The 13,275-nt window shown below is 70.2% G+C and carries 13 protein-coding genes; 7 read left to right on the forward strand and 6 right to left on the reverse strand.

Annotated features, from left to right (window positions below; all coding sequences use genetic code 11):
* The first annotated feature begins 45 nt into the window (after positions 1 to 45).
* Entirely contained in the window at positions 46 to 1,581 is a 1,536-nt protein-coding gene (locus ACXJKQ_RS02530) for an efflux transporter outer membrane subunit (protein ID WP_457104241.1), read from the forward strand.
* A 15-nt stretch (positions 1,582 to 1,596) separates the two neighbouring features.
* Here the strand turns inward: ACXJKQ_RS02530 and ACXJKQ_RS02535 are convergent, their stop codons facing one another.
* The 4 genes from ACXJKQ_RS02535 to ACXJKQ_RS02550 all read right to left on the reverse strand — a co-directional run bounded on the left by ACXJKQ_RS02535 (position 1,597) and on the right by ACXJKQ_RS02550 (position 5,777).
* Complete coding sequence (locus ACXJKQ_RS02535) at positions 1,597 to 2,388, reverse strand: flagellar hook basal-body protein (protein ID WP_457104194.1); 792 nt, start codon at positions 2,386 to 2,388, stop codon at positions 1,597 to 1,599.
* A gap of 151 nt (positions 2,389 to 2,539) precedes the next feature.
* Positions 2,540 to 3,007 (reverse strand): secondary thiamine-phosphate synthase enzyme YjbQ, encoded by a 468-nt coding sequence (locus ACXJKQ_RS02540; protein WP_457104195.1) that lies wholly within the window; start codon positions 3,005 to 3,007, stop codon positions 2,540 to 2,542.
* On the reverse strand, positions 3,004 to 4,722 hold the full coding sequence (locus ACXJKQ_RS02545; RefSeq protein WP_457104196.1) for a cisplatin damage response ATP-dependent DNA ligase: 1,719 nt from the start codon (positions 4,720 to 4,722) through the stop codon (positions 3,004 to 3,006). Before ACXJKQ_RS02545 ends, ACXJKQ_RS02540 begins: the two co-directional genes overlap by 4 nt.
* Positions 4,719 to 5,777, reverse strand: coding sequence for a ligase-associated DNA damage response exonuclease (locus ACXJKQ_RS02550; RefSeq protein WP_457104197.1), 1,059 nt, complete (start codon positions 5,775 to 5,777; stop codon positions 4,719 to 4,721). Before ACXJKQ_RS02550 ends, ACXJKQ_RS02545 begins: the two co-directional genes overlap by 4 nt.
* Positions 5,778 to 5,845: 68 nt before the next feature.
* On the opposite strand from ACXJKQ_RS02550, the gene ACXJKQ_RS02555 reads away from it, so the two are divergent.
* Complete coding sequence (locus ACXJKQ_RS02555; protein WP_457104198.1) at positions 5,846 to 6,793, forward strand: methyltransferase domain-containing protein; 948 nt, start codon at positions 5,846 to 5,848, stop codon at positions 6,791 to 6,793.
* Positions 6,794 to 6,861: 68 nt separating this feature from the next.
* Positions 6,862 to 7,656, forward strand: coding sequence for a YoaK family protein (locus ACXJKQ_RS02560; RefSeq protein ID WP_457104199.1), 795 nt, complete (start codon positions 6,862 to 6,864; stop codon positions 7,654 to 7,656).
* 22 nt (positions 7,657 to 7,678) lie between these two features.
* Here ACXJKQ_RS02560 and arfB read toward each other — a convergent pair whose 3' ends face one another.
* Entirely contained in the window at positions 7,679 to 8,110 is a 432-nt protein-coding gene (gene arfB / locus ACXJKQ_RS02565) for an alternative ribosome rescue aminoacyl-tRNA hydrolase ArfB (RefSeq protein ID WP_457104200.1), read from the reverse strand.
* A gap of 301 nt (positions 8,111 to 8,411) precedes the next feature.
* Positions 8,412 to 8,708, reverse strand: a complete 297-nt coding sequence (locus ACXJKQ_RS02570; protein WP_457104201.1) for a BolA family protein — start codon at positions 8,706 to 8,708, stop codon at positions 8,412 to 8,414.
* Positions 8,709 to 8,808: 100 nt separating this feature from the next.
* Between ACXJKQ_RS02570 and ACXJKQ_RS02575 the strand changes: the two genes are divergently transcribed.
* The 4 genes from ACXJKQ_RS02575 to cobT all read left to right on the forward strand — a co-directional run bounded on the left by ACXJKQ_RS02575 (position 8,809) and on the right by cobT (position 13,054).
* Positions 8,809 to 9,438 (forward strand): J domain-containing protein, encoded by a 630-nt coding sequence (locus tag ACXJKQ_RS02575; protein WP_457104202.1) that lies wholly within the window; start codon positions 8,809 to 8,811, stop codon positions 9,436 to 9,438.
* A gap of 207 nt (positions 9,439 to 9,645) precedes the next feature.
* Complete coding sequence (gene cobS / locus ACXJKQ_RS02580) at positions 9,646 to 10,629, forward strand: cobaltochelatase subunit CobS (protein WP_457104203.1); 984 nt, start codon at positions 9,646 to 9,648, stop codon at positions 10,627 to 10,629.
* Between the two features lie 17 nt (positions 10,630 to 10,646).
* Complete coding sequence (locus ACXJKQ_RS02585; protein WP_457104204.1) at positions 10,647 to 11,141, forward strand: DUF29 domain-containing protein; 495 nt, start codon at positions 10,647 to 10,649, stop codon at positions 11,139 to 11,141.
* A 5-nt stretch (positions 11,142 to 11,146) separates the two neighbouring features.
* Positions 11,147 to 13,054 carry a cobaltochelatase subunit CobT gene (gene cobT / locus ACXJKQ_RS02590; RefSeq protein WP_457104205.1) on the forward strand — a complete coding sequence of 636 codons (1,908 nt, stop codon included), beginning with the start codon at positions 11,147 to 11,149 and terminating at the stop codon, positions 13,052 to 13,054.
* Positions 13,055 to 13,275: the final 221 nt, after the last annotated feature.

Genomic DNA, 13,275 nt, shown 5'->3' on the forward strand with positions numbered 1-13,275 from the left:
TTGCGCGCCGACCCGCTCTACCAGGGTCAGGTTTTCGAGGGCGGTATGGTGAGCTTTGCGCCGAACCGGTGCGGACGGGCAGCCGCTGTGCTGGCGGCCTCGCTGTCCCTGTCGGCCTGCGCGGTCGGCCCTAACTACGTGCCGCCCGAGGATCCGCCGGTCGGCCGCTACACCCGGGAGCCGCTGCAGAACCCCTCGGCGGCCGACAAGATCCGCACCCGGCAGGGCGGCTCGGCCGATCAGAGCCTCGTCTCCGGCGCCGACATTCCCGGCCAATGGTGGACCCTGTTCCACTCGAAGGCGCTGAACCGCCTCGTCGAGCAGGCGTTGGCCAACAATCCGAACCTTGAGGCCGCCCAGGCCTCGCTGCGGGTGGCGCAGCAGAACGTGCTCGCCCAGAAGGGCACGCTCTACCCGAGCCTGACCGCGACCCCGCAGATCCAGGGCGCCCTGGCGCCGGGGCTCGACCTGCAATCGCCCCTCAACAACCAGAACCAGTTCCTCTACAGCCTGTCCACGCCGCAGGCGGTGGTTTCCTACAATCCGGACGTGTTCGGCGGAAACCGCCGGCAGATCGAAACCCTGGAGGCCACCACCGAGAACCAGCGCTTTCAGCTGGAGGCAGCCTATCTCAGCCTCACGGCCAACGTCGTCGCCGCCGCGATCCAGGAGGCTTCGCTCCGGGCGCAGATCGACGCGACCCGCAAGGTGATCCAGGCGCAGACCGAGGTCCTGCAGCTCTACAACAAGCAGCTCTCCCTCGGGCAGATCGCCGGGGCCGACGTGGTGCAGCAGCAAGCGGCCCTGGCGCTGTCGCAGCAGCTGCTGCCCCCCCTGGAGAAGCAGCTCGCCCAGCAGCGCAACCTTCTGACCGCGCTGGCAGGGCGCCTGCCGTCGGACGAGATCCCCGAGACCTTCGACCTCTCCGCGCTCCGGCTGCCGACCAGGCTGCCGGTGAGCCTGCCTTCGCGGCTCGTGCAGCAGCGCCCCGACGTGAAGGCGGCGGAGGCCCTGGTTCAGCAGGCGAGCGCCGGTGTCGGCGTCGCGGTGGCCAACCGGCTGCCGCAGTTCAGCCTGACCGCGACCGGTGGATCCAGCGCCACGCGGATCGCCCAGGTCGCCAATCCGGGGGCGGCGTTCTTTACGATCATCGGGCAGGCGACGGCCCCGATCTTCGATGCCGGCACCCTGTTCCGGCGCCAGCGCGCCGCTGAGGAATCGCTGACGCAGGCCCAGGCGCAGTACAAGGCGACCGTGATCACCGCCTTCCAGAACGTCGCCGACGCGCTGCGCGCGCTCCAGGCCGACGCGAAGGCCGTGGCCGCGGCCGACGCGGCGGTCAGCGCCACGAACCAGAGCCTTGCGCTGATCCGCAAGCAGTACACGGCCGGGGCGATCACCTCCTCGCAGGTCCTGATCGCCCAGCAGGGCTATCTCTCCGCGCTGGTGACCTCGGCGGCGGCGCGCGCCACCCAGTACGCCGACACGGCGGCGCTGTTCGTGGCGCTGGGCGGCGGCTGGTGGAACCGCGCCGACGTGGCGCCGCCCCCGCCCGAGAAGGACCCGCTGAAGTTCCTGTGACGGCTTCGCGCCGCCTCAGGTGTACATCGCGATGGCGTCCTGAAGCATCTGGTCGGTGGTGCTCATGACCTTGGTGTTGGCCGTGTAGGCCTGCTGTGTCTCGATCATCTTCGAGAACTGGTCCGAGATCCCGGCATTCGACTGCTCCACGGAGCCGGCCGCGATGGTCGCGCCGTTGAGGCCGTAGCTCGGCGTGCCCGATTTGCCCGTGGCCACGTAGGTGCCGCCGTCGAGGGAGGCGAGGTTGTCCTGCATGCCGAACTGCGCCAGCGTCAGCGAGCCCAGCGCCACGGAACTGCCGTCCGCGGCCGTGCCCGTGAGCGTGCCGGCCGGCGAGACCGTGAGGCCCGACAGGGTGTTGGTGCCGGTCGGGACCTGGACGGGGGCACTCGCCGAGGGGCCGGCGAACAGGTAGTAGCCCGCGCCATTGGTGAGATAGCCGTTCGCGTCCGGAGCGAAGTCGCCGCGCCGGGTGTAGCCGGTCTCACCAGTGAAGCTCGGGCTCTGGGGCGTCCCGCTATTCTCCCGGACGATGAAGTAGCCGTTGCCCGAGATGGCGAGGTTGGTCGACACGCCGGTCGACTGCACCGTGCCCTGGATGTTGAGGCTGTTGCGCGTGCTCGACAGCACACCGCCGGCCGGCTGGGTGCCGCCCTCGGTCTGGGCCAGCATGTCGGCGAAGCTCGTCTCGGTGGACTTGAAGCCCGCCGTCTGGGTGTTGGCGATGTTCCCCGAGATGTTGTTCAGGGCCAGCGACTGCGCCGAGGCGCCGGATATCGAGTTCGAGAGCGCGGTGAAAAGGCTCATCGGGGTCTCCGTCCGCGGGACCGGCACGAGAGGCGATCCCACGGAGAGGCATAAGCGCCCGATATGGTTAACCGGCGGTGTGTAGCCGCATGTTGCTGATCGCGCCGTCGGGTCGATGGCAAGAGGTCGGCCGAACGGGCCTTCGGCGGCGTCACGCGCCGATCGCACTCAGGACGATCTCCCGCCGGTGCGGCCGGTCGCGGTGCTCGATCAGATAGATCCCCTGCCACGTGCCGAGCGCGAGGCGGCCTTCGACCAGCGGGACGGTGAGCGCCGAATCGGTGACCAGGGTGCGGATATGGGCCGGCATGTCGTCCGGTCCCTCGACGCCATGGACGTAACCGGCATGCCGCGGCGCGAACCCGTCCAGCGCGGTCATCAGATCGGTCTGGACGTCGGGGTCGGCATTTTCCTGGATGGTGAGCGACGCCGAGGTGTGCCGGCAGAACACCGTGACGAGGCCGTCCCGGATTCCGCTGCCGCGGACGAAATCCGCCACCGCCGCGGTGAAATCCGTAAATCCCTGTCCCGGCGTCGCAATGGTCAGGCGCCCGCTCGCGTGGCGCGCCACCGCGCCGGAGGCGAGCGCCTCGACCGGACCGATCCTGCCCTGTCTCATGCGGTCGTCTCCATCGGCGTCGTCCCCGGGGCGATCTCGCGCTCGCCCCGGGCGAGGATGCGTTCCAGCACGTCGATCCGGTCGGCCTCCGACGGCGGCTTGTCCCAGCGGATGCGGCTGACCCTGGGGAAACGCATCGCCACCCCCGATTTGTGCCGGGTCGAGCGCTGCACGCCCTCGAAGGCGATCTCCAGCACGAGGCCGGCCTCGCGGCCGTGGGCGACCTCGCGCACCGGGCCGAAGCGCTTGGTGGTGTTGTTGCGGACGTAGCGGTCGAGCTTGGCGAGCTCGGCATCGGTGAAGCCGTGATAGGCCTTGCCCACCGGCACCAGCTCGTCCCCGCCCTCGGGGGCCTCCCGCCAGACCCCGAACGTGTAGTCCGAGTAGAAGGACGAGCGCTTCCCGTGCCCGCGCTGGGCGTACATCATCACGGCATCGACGATGTGCGGCTCGCGCTTCCACTTCCACCACGGCCCCTTGGGCCTGCCCGGGAGGTAGGGGCTGTTCAGGCGCTTGAGCATCACGCCCTCGATGGCGTCCGCATCCGCGCCGGCGCCCACCGACGCCGGATCCGCCCGGGCGGCCGCCAGCGCCTCCCAGTCGGCGAAGGGCACCAGCGGAGAGATGTCGATCCGCGCGTGGTCGAGGCGCGTGACCAGGGCCTCCAGCTTCTGCCGCCGGGCTGCGAAAGGCTCTACGCGCAGGTCGTCGCCCTCCAGCGTGAGGAGGTCGTAGGCCCGCACGTGGGCCGGAAACTCCTCCAGGAGCTTCCCCGTCACGGCCTTCCGGTTCAGGCGCTGCTGGAGCACGTTGAAGCTCTGCACGCGTCGCTCTCGGAGGATCAGCAGTTCGCCGTCCAGCGACCCGGTGAAGGTGATGGCCTCGGCGAGATCCGGGAACGCCCCGGTGATGTCCTCGCCGGTGCGGGAATAGATCTTTCCGACCTGCACCCCCGCCCGGTCGCGGCCGCCGACGAGCTGGACACGGATGCCGTCCCACTTCCACTCGGCCGAGAAGGCGTCGGGCTCCAGCTTCTCGAGATCGGCCTCCTCCTCGATCGGATGCGACAGCATCGGCGGTCGGAACGGGGCGGGGTTGAGGGTCTCGGGGCGCTCGGCCCGGCCCTCGACCCAGGCGAACAGGGTCTCGAAGGGCGGCGTCAGACCGTGCCAGACCTCCTCCACCGCGTCGGCCTCGTGGCCGCCCAGTGCGCCCACCGCAGTCTTGGCGAGCCGCGCCGAGACACCGACCCGCAGGTTGCCGGTAACGAGCTTCAGGAGCGCCCAGCGCCCGGTCTCGTCGAGGGCGTCGAGCCAGTCCGCGAGATGGCGGGGCAGTTCGCGCTTGGGGATGGTCGCCAGCGTCTCGACGACCTCCGCCAGGGTCGGGACATGCGGCGGCGGGTTGTTGTGGCCGGAGCCCGGCTCCCGCGGTGCCTCCATCGGCCCCGGCCAGATCAGCGCCGTGGTCTCGGCGAGGTCGCCGACGTAATTGTGCGACAGCCGGAACAGCACCGGATCGATCCGCTCCTCCACCAGCCCGCGGATCAGCGCCGGCTTGGCCTCGCGAAAGCTCAGCGTGCCGGTCATGGCGCCCAGCGCGTAGCCCCTCTCGGGATCGGGCGTGCGCGCAAAGAAATCCTGGAGCATCCGCAGCTTGGCGTTGCGGCGGGGCTCGTAGGCGAGGCGGTCGAGGAGCTTGGCGAAGTCGTTCACGCCGCCGCCTCCGTCCCGGAACCCGCCTCTGCGGCGCCCGGCTCGGCTTCGCCGTCGTCGCCATAGCCCAGCAGGTGCAGCGGCTTCGCCTTGATGCCCTGCGTCCCGCACCAGTGGACCAGCGCGTCCTCCTGCCCGTGCGTCACCCAGACCTCCTCGGCGCCGGTGTCGCGGATGGTGCGGCACAGGTCCGGCCAGTCGGAATGGTCGGAGATCACCAGCGGCAGCTCGACGCCCTTCTGGCGCGCGCGCGCGCGCACCCGCATCCAGCCCGAGGCGAAGCAGGTCACGGGATCGGGAAATTTCCGCGACCACAGGTCCTGGATCGACGAGGGCGGGCAGATCACGATCGCCCCGTGCAGGTCCTTGCGCTCGGCGGCCACCACCTTCGGCGTGTCGCCGAGGGGCAGGCCCTCGTCCTTGTAGAGGGCGGTCAGCTTCTCCATCGCCCCGTGCAGGTGGATCGGCCGGTCCCAGCCCTCCTCGCGCAGCAGCGCCATCACCCGCTGCGCCTTGCCGAGGGCGTAGGCGCCGACGATGTGCGCCCGCTCCGGGAACAGTGACACCGAGTCGAGGAGCTTGCGGACCTCGCCCCGCGTGTCGGGATGCGTGAAGACTGGAAGCCCGAAGGTCGCTTCGGTGATGAACACGTCGCAGGGCACCACCTCGAAGGGCAGACAGGTCGGATCCGGCGCGCGCTTGTAGTCGCCCGAGACGACCACGCGTACGCCCTCCCGCTCGATGGCGATCTGCGCCGAGCCGAGGACGTGGCCGGCGGGCGCGAAGCGGACGGTGACGTCACCGATGCGGATCGGCTCGCCGAGTTGTGCTTCCTGCCGCTGGCGGCAGAAATCCGCGCCGTAGCGCACCGCCATGATCCGCAGGGTCTCGGGGGTCGCCAGGACGTGGCCGTGGCCCGACCGGGCATGATCGGCATGGCCGTGCGTGATCAGCGCGCGCTCCACCGGCCAGGTCGGATCGACGTGGAATCGGCCGAGAGGGCAGTAGAGACCCTCGCGGGTCAGGGTGAGGAGATCGCTGGCTCGTATCGGCATCGGGTCCGTGCTGCCGGTGGAATCCGCCGGTGGCCCCGGTATATAGGCGCCCCCGATCCGGCAGACGCATGGCCTCGCAGCTCAGTTCCGGCGACCTCCTCGCCGACCGCCGCTACCGATACGCGGAGGCCTGTCTGGCCGAGGGCGACCATGCCGTGGCCGCCGACCTCGCGGAGCAGGCCCTGGAGATCGCCCCGCGCTACGCACCGGCCTGGCTGCTCCTGGGCCGGGCGCGGGAGGGGCTGGCCGCAGCCGGCGCCGATCCGGCGGCCCTGGGTGCCGCGGCGCGCGCCTACGCCCGCGCCCTCGACTGCGACCCCGACGACACGCTGGGCGTGCGCCCCCACCTCGTCCGCCTGGGCGTCAGCGACGGCCTCCCGGCCCTCTCGGCTGCCCATGTCAGGGCTCTGTTCGACGGCTACGCACCGCGCTTCGAGCGTCATCTCGTGGACGGCCTGGGCTATGTCGGCCCGCGGCTCGTCCGCGACGCCCTGCCGCCGGTCCCGCCGAGCTTCACGGTCGCCCTCGACCTCGGATGCGGCACCGGCCTGATGGGCGCCGCCCTGCGGGACCGGATCGACCATCTCGTCGGGATCGATCTGTCGCCCGGGATGCTGGCGCTGGCGCGGGCCAAATCCTGGCAGGGCCGCCCGCTCTACGACCRCCTGATCGCGGGCGATCTCACGCACGTCCTGTCCGAGATCCCTGCAGGCTCCGCCGATCTCTGCCTCGCCGCCGACGTCCTGATCTACGTGGCGGATCTCGGTCCCCTTCTGGGGGAGATCGGCCGGGTCCTGCGGCCCGGCGGACTCGCCGCCGTCACGGTACAGTCCCACGACGGCGTCGGGTCGATCCTCGGTGAGGACGGACGCTACGCCCACGCGGACGGGTACATCGCCGCGACCGCCGCGCGCTCCGGACTGGACGTCCTGACCCTGCAACCCGCGTCAGTCCGGCGCGAGGCCGGCCGGCCTGTGCCGGGCCGCGTCGTTGTGTTGCGCCGCACAGCGGCATGAAACCGCTGGGCTGTTCGTCCATTGTCAGTCGGCCGCGACAGGCGTGGCCGCTCGATCGGGGGATCAGCATGGCGGATTACGGCAACAGGACGGGCGGCGGGGCGTCGGAGCGGAAGCCCGAACCGCCTGCCGACAAGTCGTTCCCGGCCGATCCCCGAACCCGAATCCCCTTCGCGATCGCACTGGCCGCACTCGCGGGCTGCGCCGATTCCATCGGGTTCCTGGAATTCTCGCAGCTGTTCATGTCGTTCATGTCCGGCAACACCACGCGCTTCGGCGTCGCGGTGTCCAATGGCGACTGGGAGAATGTCACCCGGGTTGCCAGCACCATCAGCATCTTCTGCTTCGGCGCCTTCCTGGGCACGCTGATCGCCGCCTGGGTCGGCCGCTGGCGCCTCGCCGTCCTGCTGACGCTCCAGGCGCTGCTGCTCGCGGGCGGCCTGCTGATGCCCTGGGGCACCTTCGCCTATCCGCTGCACGCCTACCCGATCGTCCTGGCCCTGGGGCTCCAGAACGCGACACTGCAGGACGACGGCGGCCGCTCCCTCGCTCTGACCTACGTCACCGGTGCGGTCGTCCGTTTCGGCACCGGCTGCGCCAACCTTCTGCTCGGCACGGTCGCCCCGTCGTTCTGGATCCAGGCGCCCCTCTGGGCCGGGCTCACCACCGGCGCGGTAGTGGGCGGTCTGCTGGACATCCGCTACGGCGAATCGGCCTTCCTGTTTCCCGCGGCGCTGGCCGCCATCCTGGCCCTGATCGCGATCGTGCTGACGATCGCCAAGCCCGGCAGCACCCTCGTGGCGGGCTCCTCGCCGGCCCCGGATGCCAGCCCGAAGGCCGCGATCATCGACGCGATCCACTGAGCGACCGCTTCGACCGCCCGGGTCAGCCGTCGGAATCCCGGATGCTGCCGCGGCCCTGCTTGATCGTGGCGCGGTTCTTCTTGGCGCCGATGCGCCGCTCCTGCGAACCCCGCGTGGGCTTCGTCGGGCGGCGGATCGGCGGGGGCGGCTTGGCGGCCTCGGCAACGAGGTCGACGAGGCGCTGGAGGACGTCGGCGCGATTGCGCTCCTGGGTCCGGTGCCGCTGCCCGCTGAGCACCAGGACGCCGTCCTTGGTCATCCGCCGCCCGGCGAGCCGCACCAGATTCGCCTTGACCCGGTCATCCACGGACGCCGACGCGAGCACGGCCCAGCGGAGCTGAACCGCCGTCTCGACCTTGTTGACGTTCTGGCCGCCCGCGCCCGAGGCGCGCATGAAGGACAGGTCGATCTCGGCCTCGTCGATGGCGATGCGCGGCGTCACCCGCAGGGACATGGCGGCCTCCCGACCCCGGTGGTGTGCACAGGGCGTGTCCGCCCATCCGGCACGAGGCCGGCGGTCAGGCGGATGCAGATCGGGGTCCCCATGGCCATATCCCGGTTCCTGTCTCCGCGCCTGGCGCGGGCCGCCGACCCGCCAAGTCCCCACAAGCGCGATCGGGCGACCCGGTGGCGAGCAACGCGCTTGCGTACGCCGCCGCCCACGGTGCTGCCTGCGCGCAGGGCCGGCGACGCCTCCCGAACCCTCTTCCGGACCAAGACCCGGACCGCCTCCCCGCCGACGCGGCGTTCGCGGTTCAGGCGGCCTCGGCGGGTGTGCGCGCGCGCAGGGCGAGGGCGTGAAGTCCCCGCTTGAACGCGTCATCGAGCAACGCGTTCACCAGCCGGTGCCGCTCCACGCGGCTCTTGCCCTCGAACGCCGCCGCGACGATGTCGAGCCGGTAATGGGTCTCGCCGCCCGGCCGTGCCCCGGCATGTCCGGCATGCAGATGCGACTCGTCGATCACGTCGAGGCGCGCCGGCGCGAGCTGCTCCCGCAATCGCGCTTCCATCCAATCCCGGAGCGTGCCGTTCCCGTTTGCACCGTCAGCCATCGCGTCGCATCCCTGCCATCCGTCAAGCCCGATCTCGCGCATGCGTCATCAGGCCCAGTGCCCTTGTGTCTCAGGTCCGCCCCCTCATAATCGGCCCGTCATGGATCTCAACTCGCGCCTGTTCGACAGCATCCGGATCAAACCATCCTGCGACGAGCCGAAGGCCTCGGCTGCGGCCGAGGCGGTCTGCGAGAGCCCGGGCTGCACCCAGCCGGGCCTGCATCGGGCGCCGAAGGGCCGGAAGGCGGAAGGTCAGTACTGGCGCTTCTGCATCGACCATGTCCGCGCCTACAACGCCACCTACAATTACTTCGACGGCATGAACGATGCCGCCGTGCAGGCCTACCAGAAGGACGCGATCATCGGGCACCGGCCGACCTGGGCGATGGGCGTGAACCGGGCGGGCGAGGCCAAGCCGGCCGACGAGCCGCCGCGGGACTGGGCCTATGTCGACCCGCTGGGCATCCTGCGCGGCGAGGGCGTGGGCGACGCGCGCCGGCGTGCCCGCCAGCCGGAGCCGCAGAAGCCTCGACACTCGGCCGCGGTGCGCCGCGCCCTCGACGTCATGGGGCTGGAGGACGGCGCGGACACGGCCGCCATCAAGGCGCAGTACAAGGCGCTGGTGAAGCGCTTCCACCCCGACGCCAATGGGGGCGACCGCTCGTTCGAGGAGCGGCTGCGCGACATCATCCGCGCCCACGACGTGCTGCGCGGGGCCGGCCTCTGCTGAACGGCACGAAGGATGCAGGCCGGACTGGTATCAGGATAGGGGAAACCGCGCGGCGACACCCTATATGGAGGCTGTGCCTGTCGGTGGCGCCCCGGCGCCCGGCCGTTTAAGGATGGCGCCGCCCCGCCGCGGAGGCCCGGCTCGACGTTCTTCCGCGCGGATGCTTCACTCTTGGAAGTGGAGCGCCCGCGCCTCACGAGGTTCCGAATGCTCTCTGACGATACGCCCGCCGCGCTGCCCGACCGCACCGTTTCCGTCCGCGAGGTCTTCGGCATCGATCTCGACCTTCAGGTCCCGGCCTATGCCGAACCCGAGGAACACGTTCCCGATCTCGATCCGGACTACATCTTCGACCGGGAGACGACGTTGGCCATCCTGGCCGGCTTCGCCCGCAACCGCCGCGTGATGGTCACCGGCTATCACGGCACCGGCAAGTCGACCCATATCGAGCAGGTCGCCGCCCGGCTGAACTGGCCGTGCATCCGCATCAACCTCGACAGCCACGTCTCCCGCATCGACCTGGTCGGCAAGGACGCCATCGTCCTGCGGGACGGCAAGCAGGTGACGGCCTTCCAGGACGGCATCCTGCCCTGGGCGCTGCAGAACAACGTGGCCCTCGTCTTCGACGAATACGATGCCGGCCGGCCGGACGTGATGTTCGTGATCCAGCGGGTGCTGGAGCTGTCGGGCCGCCTGACGCTGCTGGACCAGAAGCGCGTGATCCGCCCGCACCCGGCCTTCCGGCTGTTCGCCACCGCCAACACGGTGGGGCTGGGCGACACGTCGGGCCTCTATCACGGCACCCAGCAGATCAACCAGGGCCAGATGGATCGCTGGTCGATCGTCACGACCCTGAACTACCTGCCGCACGACCGCGAGGTCGACATCGTGCTGTCCAAGGCGATCCATTACCGGGGCGACCAGGGCCGCGACATCGTCAACCGGATGGTGCGCGTGGCGGATCTCACCCGCAACGCCTTCATGAACGGCGACCTCTCCACCGTCATGAGCCCGCGCACGGTGATCACCTGGGCCGAGAACGCCGACATCTTCAAGGATATCGGGTTCGCCTTCCGGGTGACCTTCCTCAACAAGTGCGACGAGCTGGAGCGGACGCTGGTGGCCGAATTCTACCAGCGCGCCTTCGGCAAGGAACTGCCCGAGAGCGCGGTGAACGTCGCGCTGAGCTGACCCGCATGGAGGACGCGATGGCGCATCCGACCCCGACGCGCGAGGACGCTCAGGCGCCTGCGCACGCACGGGTGCGGACGCGCTATGCGGACGATCTCTACACCTGGGTCCAGGAGCAGGTGGCGCTGCTCCGCGCCGGCCGGGTGGACGCCCTCGACCTCGACAATATCGCCGAGGAGCTGAGCGACGTGGGCCTGAGCGAGTCTTACCGGCTCCAGAGCGCAGTCGAGATCATCCTTCTGCACATGCTGAAATGGGATCATCAACCGGCGCGGCGGAGCCGCAGCTGGGCTCTCAGCATCGCCGAGCATCGGGAGCGCGCCCTCATACAGATGCGGAAGAGTCCGGGCTTGAAGGCGAGCCTCGACGAGATCCGGCACGACGCGTTCCGTCTCAGCCGCCTCGGAGCGGCCCGGCAGATGAAGCCGTCGCCCAAAACCCTGCCCGCGGACTGTCCCTACAGCTGGGACGAGATCCTGAACCGCCCCTTCGCGTTCGAGGACGACCGGTAGCGCTGATGTCCATCTCCAACCGCAAGCCCGGCGAGCGCCGCGAACCCGTGGCCGAGCCCCTCAAGCGCTCCGTGGCCGGGTGCCTGCGCGCCATCGCCCGGCGTTCCGAGGTCGAGGTCACCTACGCGACCGACCGGCCGGCGCTCACCGGCGACAAGGCTCGCCTGCCCGAGCCCCCACGCAAGCTGTCGGCGCAGGACGTCGCGGTGCTGCGCGGCAACGCCGACGCCATGGCGCTGCGCCTCGGCTGCCACGACGTCGCCGTCCACCGCCGCCTCGCCCCCGAGAACGCCCCCGCCCGCGCGGTCTACGACGCAGTCGAGCAGGCCCGGGTCGAGGCGATCGGCTCCCGCCGGATGGCGGGCGTCGCCAGCAACATCACGGCGATGCTGGAGGACCGCTACCACCGCGGCGGCAAGTACGAGACCATCACCGACCGGGCCGACGCCCCGATGGAGGACGCCGTCGCCCTGATGGTGCGTGAGCGCCTGACCGGTCAGAAGCCGCCCGAGGCCGCCACCAAGATCGTCGAGCTGTGGCGCGAGCATATCGAGGCCAAGGCCGGCAAGAACCTCGACGGGCTGATCGGCTCGATCGAGGACCAGCGCAAGTTCGCCCGCTCGGTGCGCGAGCTGCTCACGTCGCTGGACATGTCGGACGAGACGCCGTTCGACGCCGAGGACGACGAGAACGACGACGAGAACGACGCCCAGGACGACGAGCAGAACCCGAGCGAAGGCGATTCGGAGGAGAAGAGCCAGGGCGAGCGCGCCGAGATCGAGACCTCCGAGGAGGCCTCCGACGAGATCGAGGAGGGCGCACAGGAATCCGCCGACGCGCCGTCGGGCGAATTGCCGGAAGAGGCCGAGGATGCGGAATCCGAGGAGGCTTCGGAAGCGTCGCGCCCGCCGCAGAAGCAGGGCAACGAAGCGCGCGGGCCGGAGTACAAGGTCTTCAACGGCCGGTTCGACGAGGTGATCCACGCCGAGGAATTGTGCGACGCCGAGGAGCTGTCGCGCCTTCGCTCCTACCTCGACAAGCAGCTCTCCCATCTGCAGGGCGTGGTCGGCCGCCTCGCCAACCGGCTGCAGCGGCGCCTACTCGCCCAGCAGAATCGCGCCTGGGATTTCGACCTGGAAGAGGGCCAGCTCGATCCGGCCCGGTTGGTCCGCGTGGTCATCGACCCCTACCAGCCCCTCTCCTTCAAGCAGGAGAAGGACACGAACTTCCGCGACACGGTCGTCACGCTGCTCCTCGACAATTCGGGCTCGATGCGCGGCCGGCCGATCACCGTGGCGGCGACCTGCGCCGACATCCTGGCGCGGACGCTGGAGCGCTGCGGCGTGAAGGTGGAGATCCTGGGCTTCACCACCCGGGCCTGGAAGGGGGGCCAGAGCCGCGAGGCGTGGCTCGCCGCCGGCAAGCCGCCGAATCCGGGTCGCCTGAACGACCTGCGCCACATCGTCTACAAGTCGGCGGACGCCCCCTGGCGGCGGGCGCGGAAGAATCTCGGGCTGATGATGCGCGAGGGACTGCTCAAGGAGAACATCGACGGCGAGGCGCTGGACTGGGCGCACAAGCGCCTGCTCGGGCGGCCGGAGCAGCGCAAGATCCTGATGGTGATCTCGGACGGCGCCCCGGTGGACGATTCGACCCTGTCGGTGAATGCCGGCAACTACCTGGAGCGGCACCTGCGCTGGATGATCGAGGAGATCGAGACCCGCTCGCCGGTGGAACTCCTCGCCATCGGGATCGGCCACGACGTGACGCGGTATTACCGCCGCGCCGTGACGATCATCGACGCCGAGGAACTCGGCGGGGCGATGACCGAGAAGCTGGCCGAACTGTTCGAGGAGAACGGCGACGCGGCCCCGACGGGCCGGATGCTGCGCGGGGCGAGCGGGCGGCGGTAATCAGGTCCCGCTCTGCCGCGCGCAATAGACGATCCGTGTTCGCAGCTTGGACGTCGAAGCCCCCTCCGTCATCACGAGCGCAGCGAAGTGACCCAGGGCAGCGCGGGGCTTGTCAGCGTGGCGCCGCCTGGATTGCTTCGCTCCGCTCGCAAAGACGACGCAGGGACATCAGCCGGAAATTGACGGCAGCCTGCGGCCGAGCTTTGGATTGCCTGGACTGG

The organism is Methylobacterium sp. P5_C11, assembly GCF_054049775.1.

Bases quoted from the DNA above. Each gene is read 5' to 3' on its own strand.
- ACXJKQ_RS02570 (WP_457104201.1), bottom strand. From the start codon at position 8,708: ATGGCTGACGGTGCAAACGGGAACGGCACGCTCCGGGATTGGATGGAA.
- ACXJKQ_RS02530 (WP_457104241.1), top strand. From the start codon at position 46: ATGGTGAGCTTTGCGCCGAACCGGTGCGGACGGGCAGCCGCTGTGCTG.
- ACXJKQ_RS02585 (WP_457104204.1), top strand. From the start codon at position 10,647: ATGGCGCATCCGACCCCGACGCGCGAGGACGCTCAGGCGCCTGCGCAC.
- cobT (WP_457104205.1), top strand. From the start codon at position 11,147: ATGTCCATCTCCAACCGCAAGCCCGGCGAGCGCCGCGAACCCGTGGCC.
- arfB (WP_457104200.1), bottom strand. From the start codon at position 8,110: ATGTCCCTGCGGGTGACGCCGCGCATCGCCATCGACGAGGCCGAGATC.
- ACXJKQ_RS02550 (WP_457104197.1), bottom strand. From the start codon at position 5,777: ATGCCGATACGAGCCAGCGATCTCCTCACCCTGACCCGCGAGGGTCTC.
- ACXJKQ_RS02575 (WP_457104202.1), top strand. From the start codon at position 8,809: ATGGATCTCAACTCGCGCCTGTTCGACAGCATCCGGATCAAACCATCC.
- ACXJKQ_RS02560 (WP_457104199.1), top strand. From the start codon at position 6,862: ATGGCGGATTACGGCAACAGGACGGGCGGCGGGGCGTCGGAGCGGAAG.
- cobS (WP_457104203.1), top strand. From the start codon at position 9,646: ATGCTCTCTGACGATACGCCCGCCGCGCTGCCCGACCGCACCGTTTCC.
- ACXJKQ_RS02540 (WP_457104195.1), bottom strand. From the start codon at position 3,007: ATGAGACAGGGCAGGATCGGTCCGGTCGAGGCGCTCGCCTCCGGCGCG.
- ACXJKQ_RS02535 (WP_457104194.1), bottom strand. From the start codon at position 2,388: ATGAGCCTTTTCACCGCGCTCTCGAACTCGATATCCGGCGCCTCGGCG.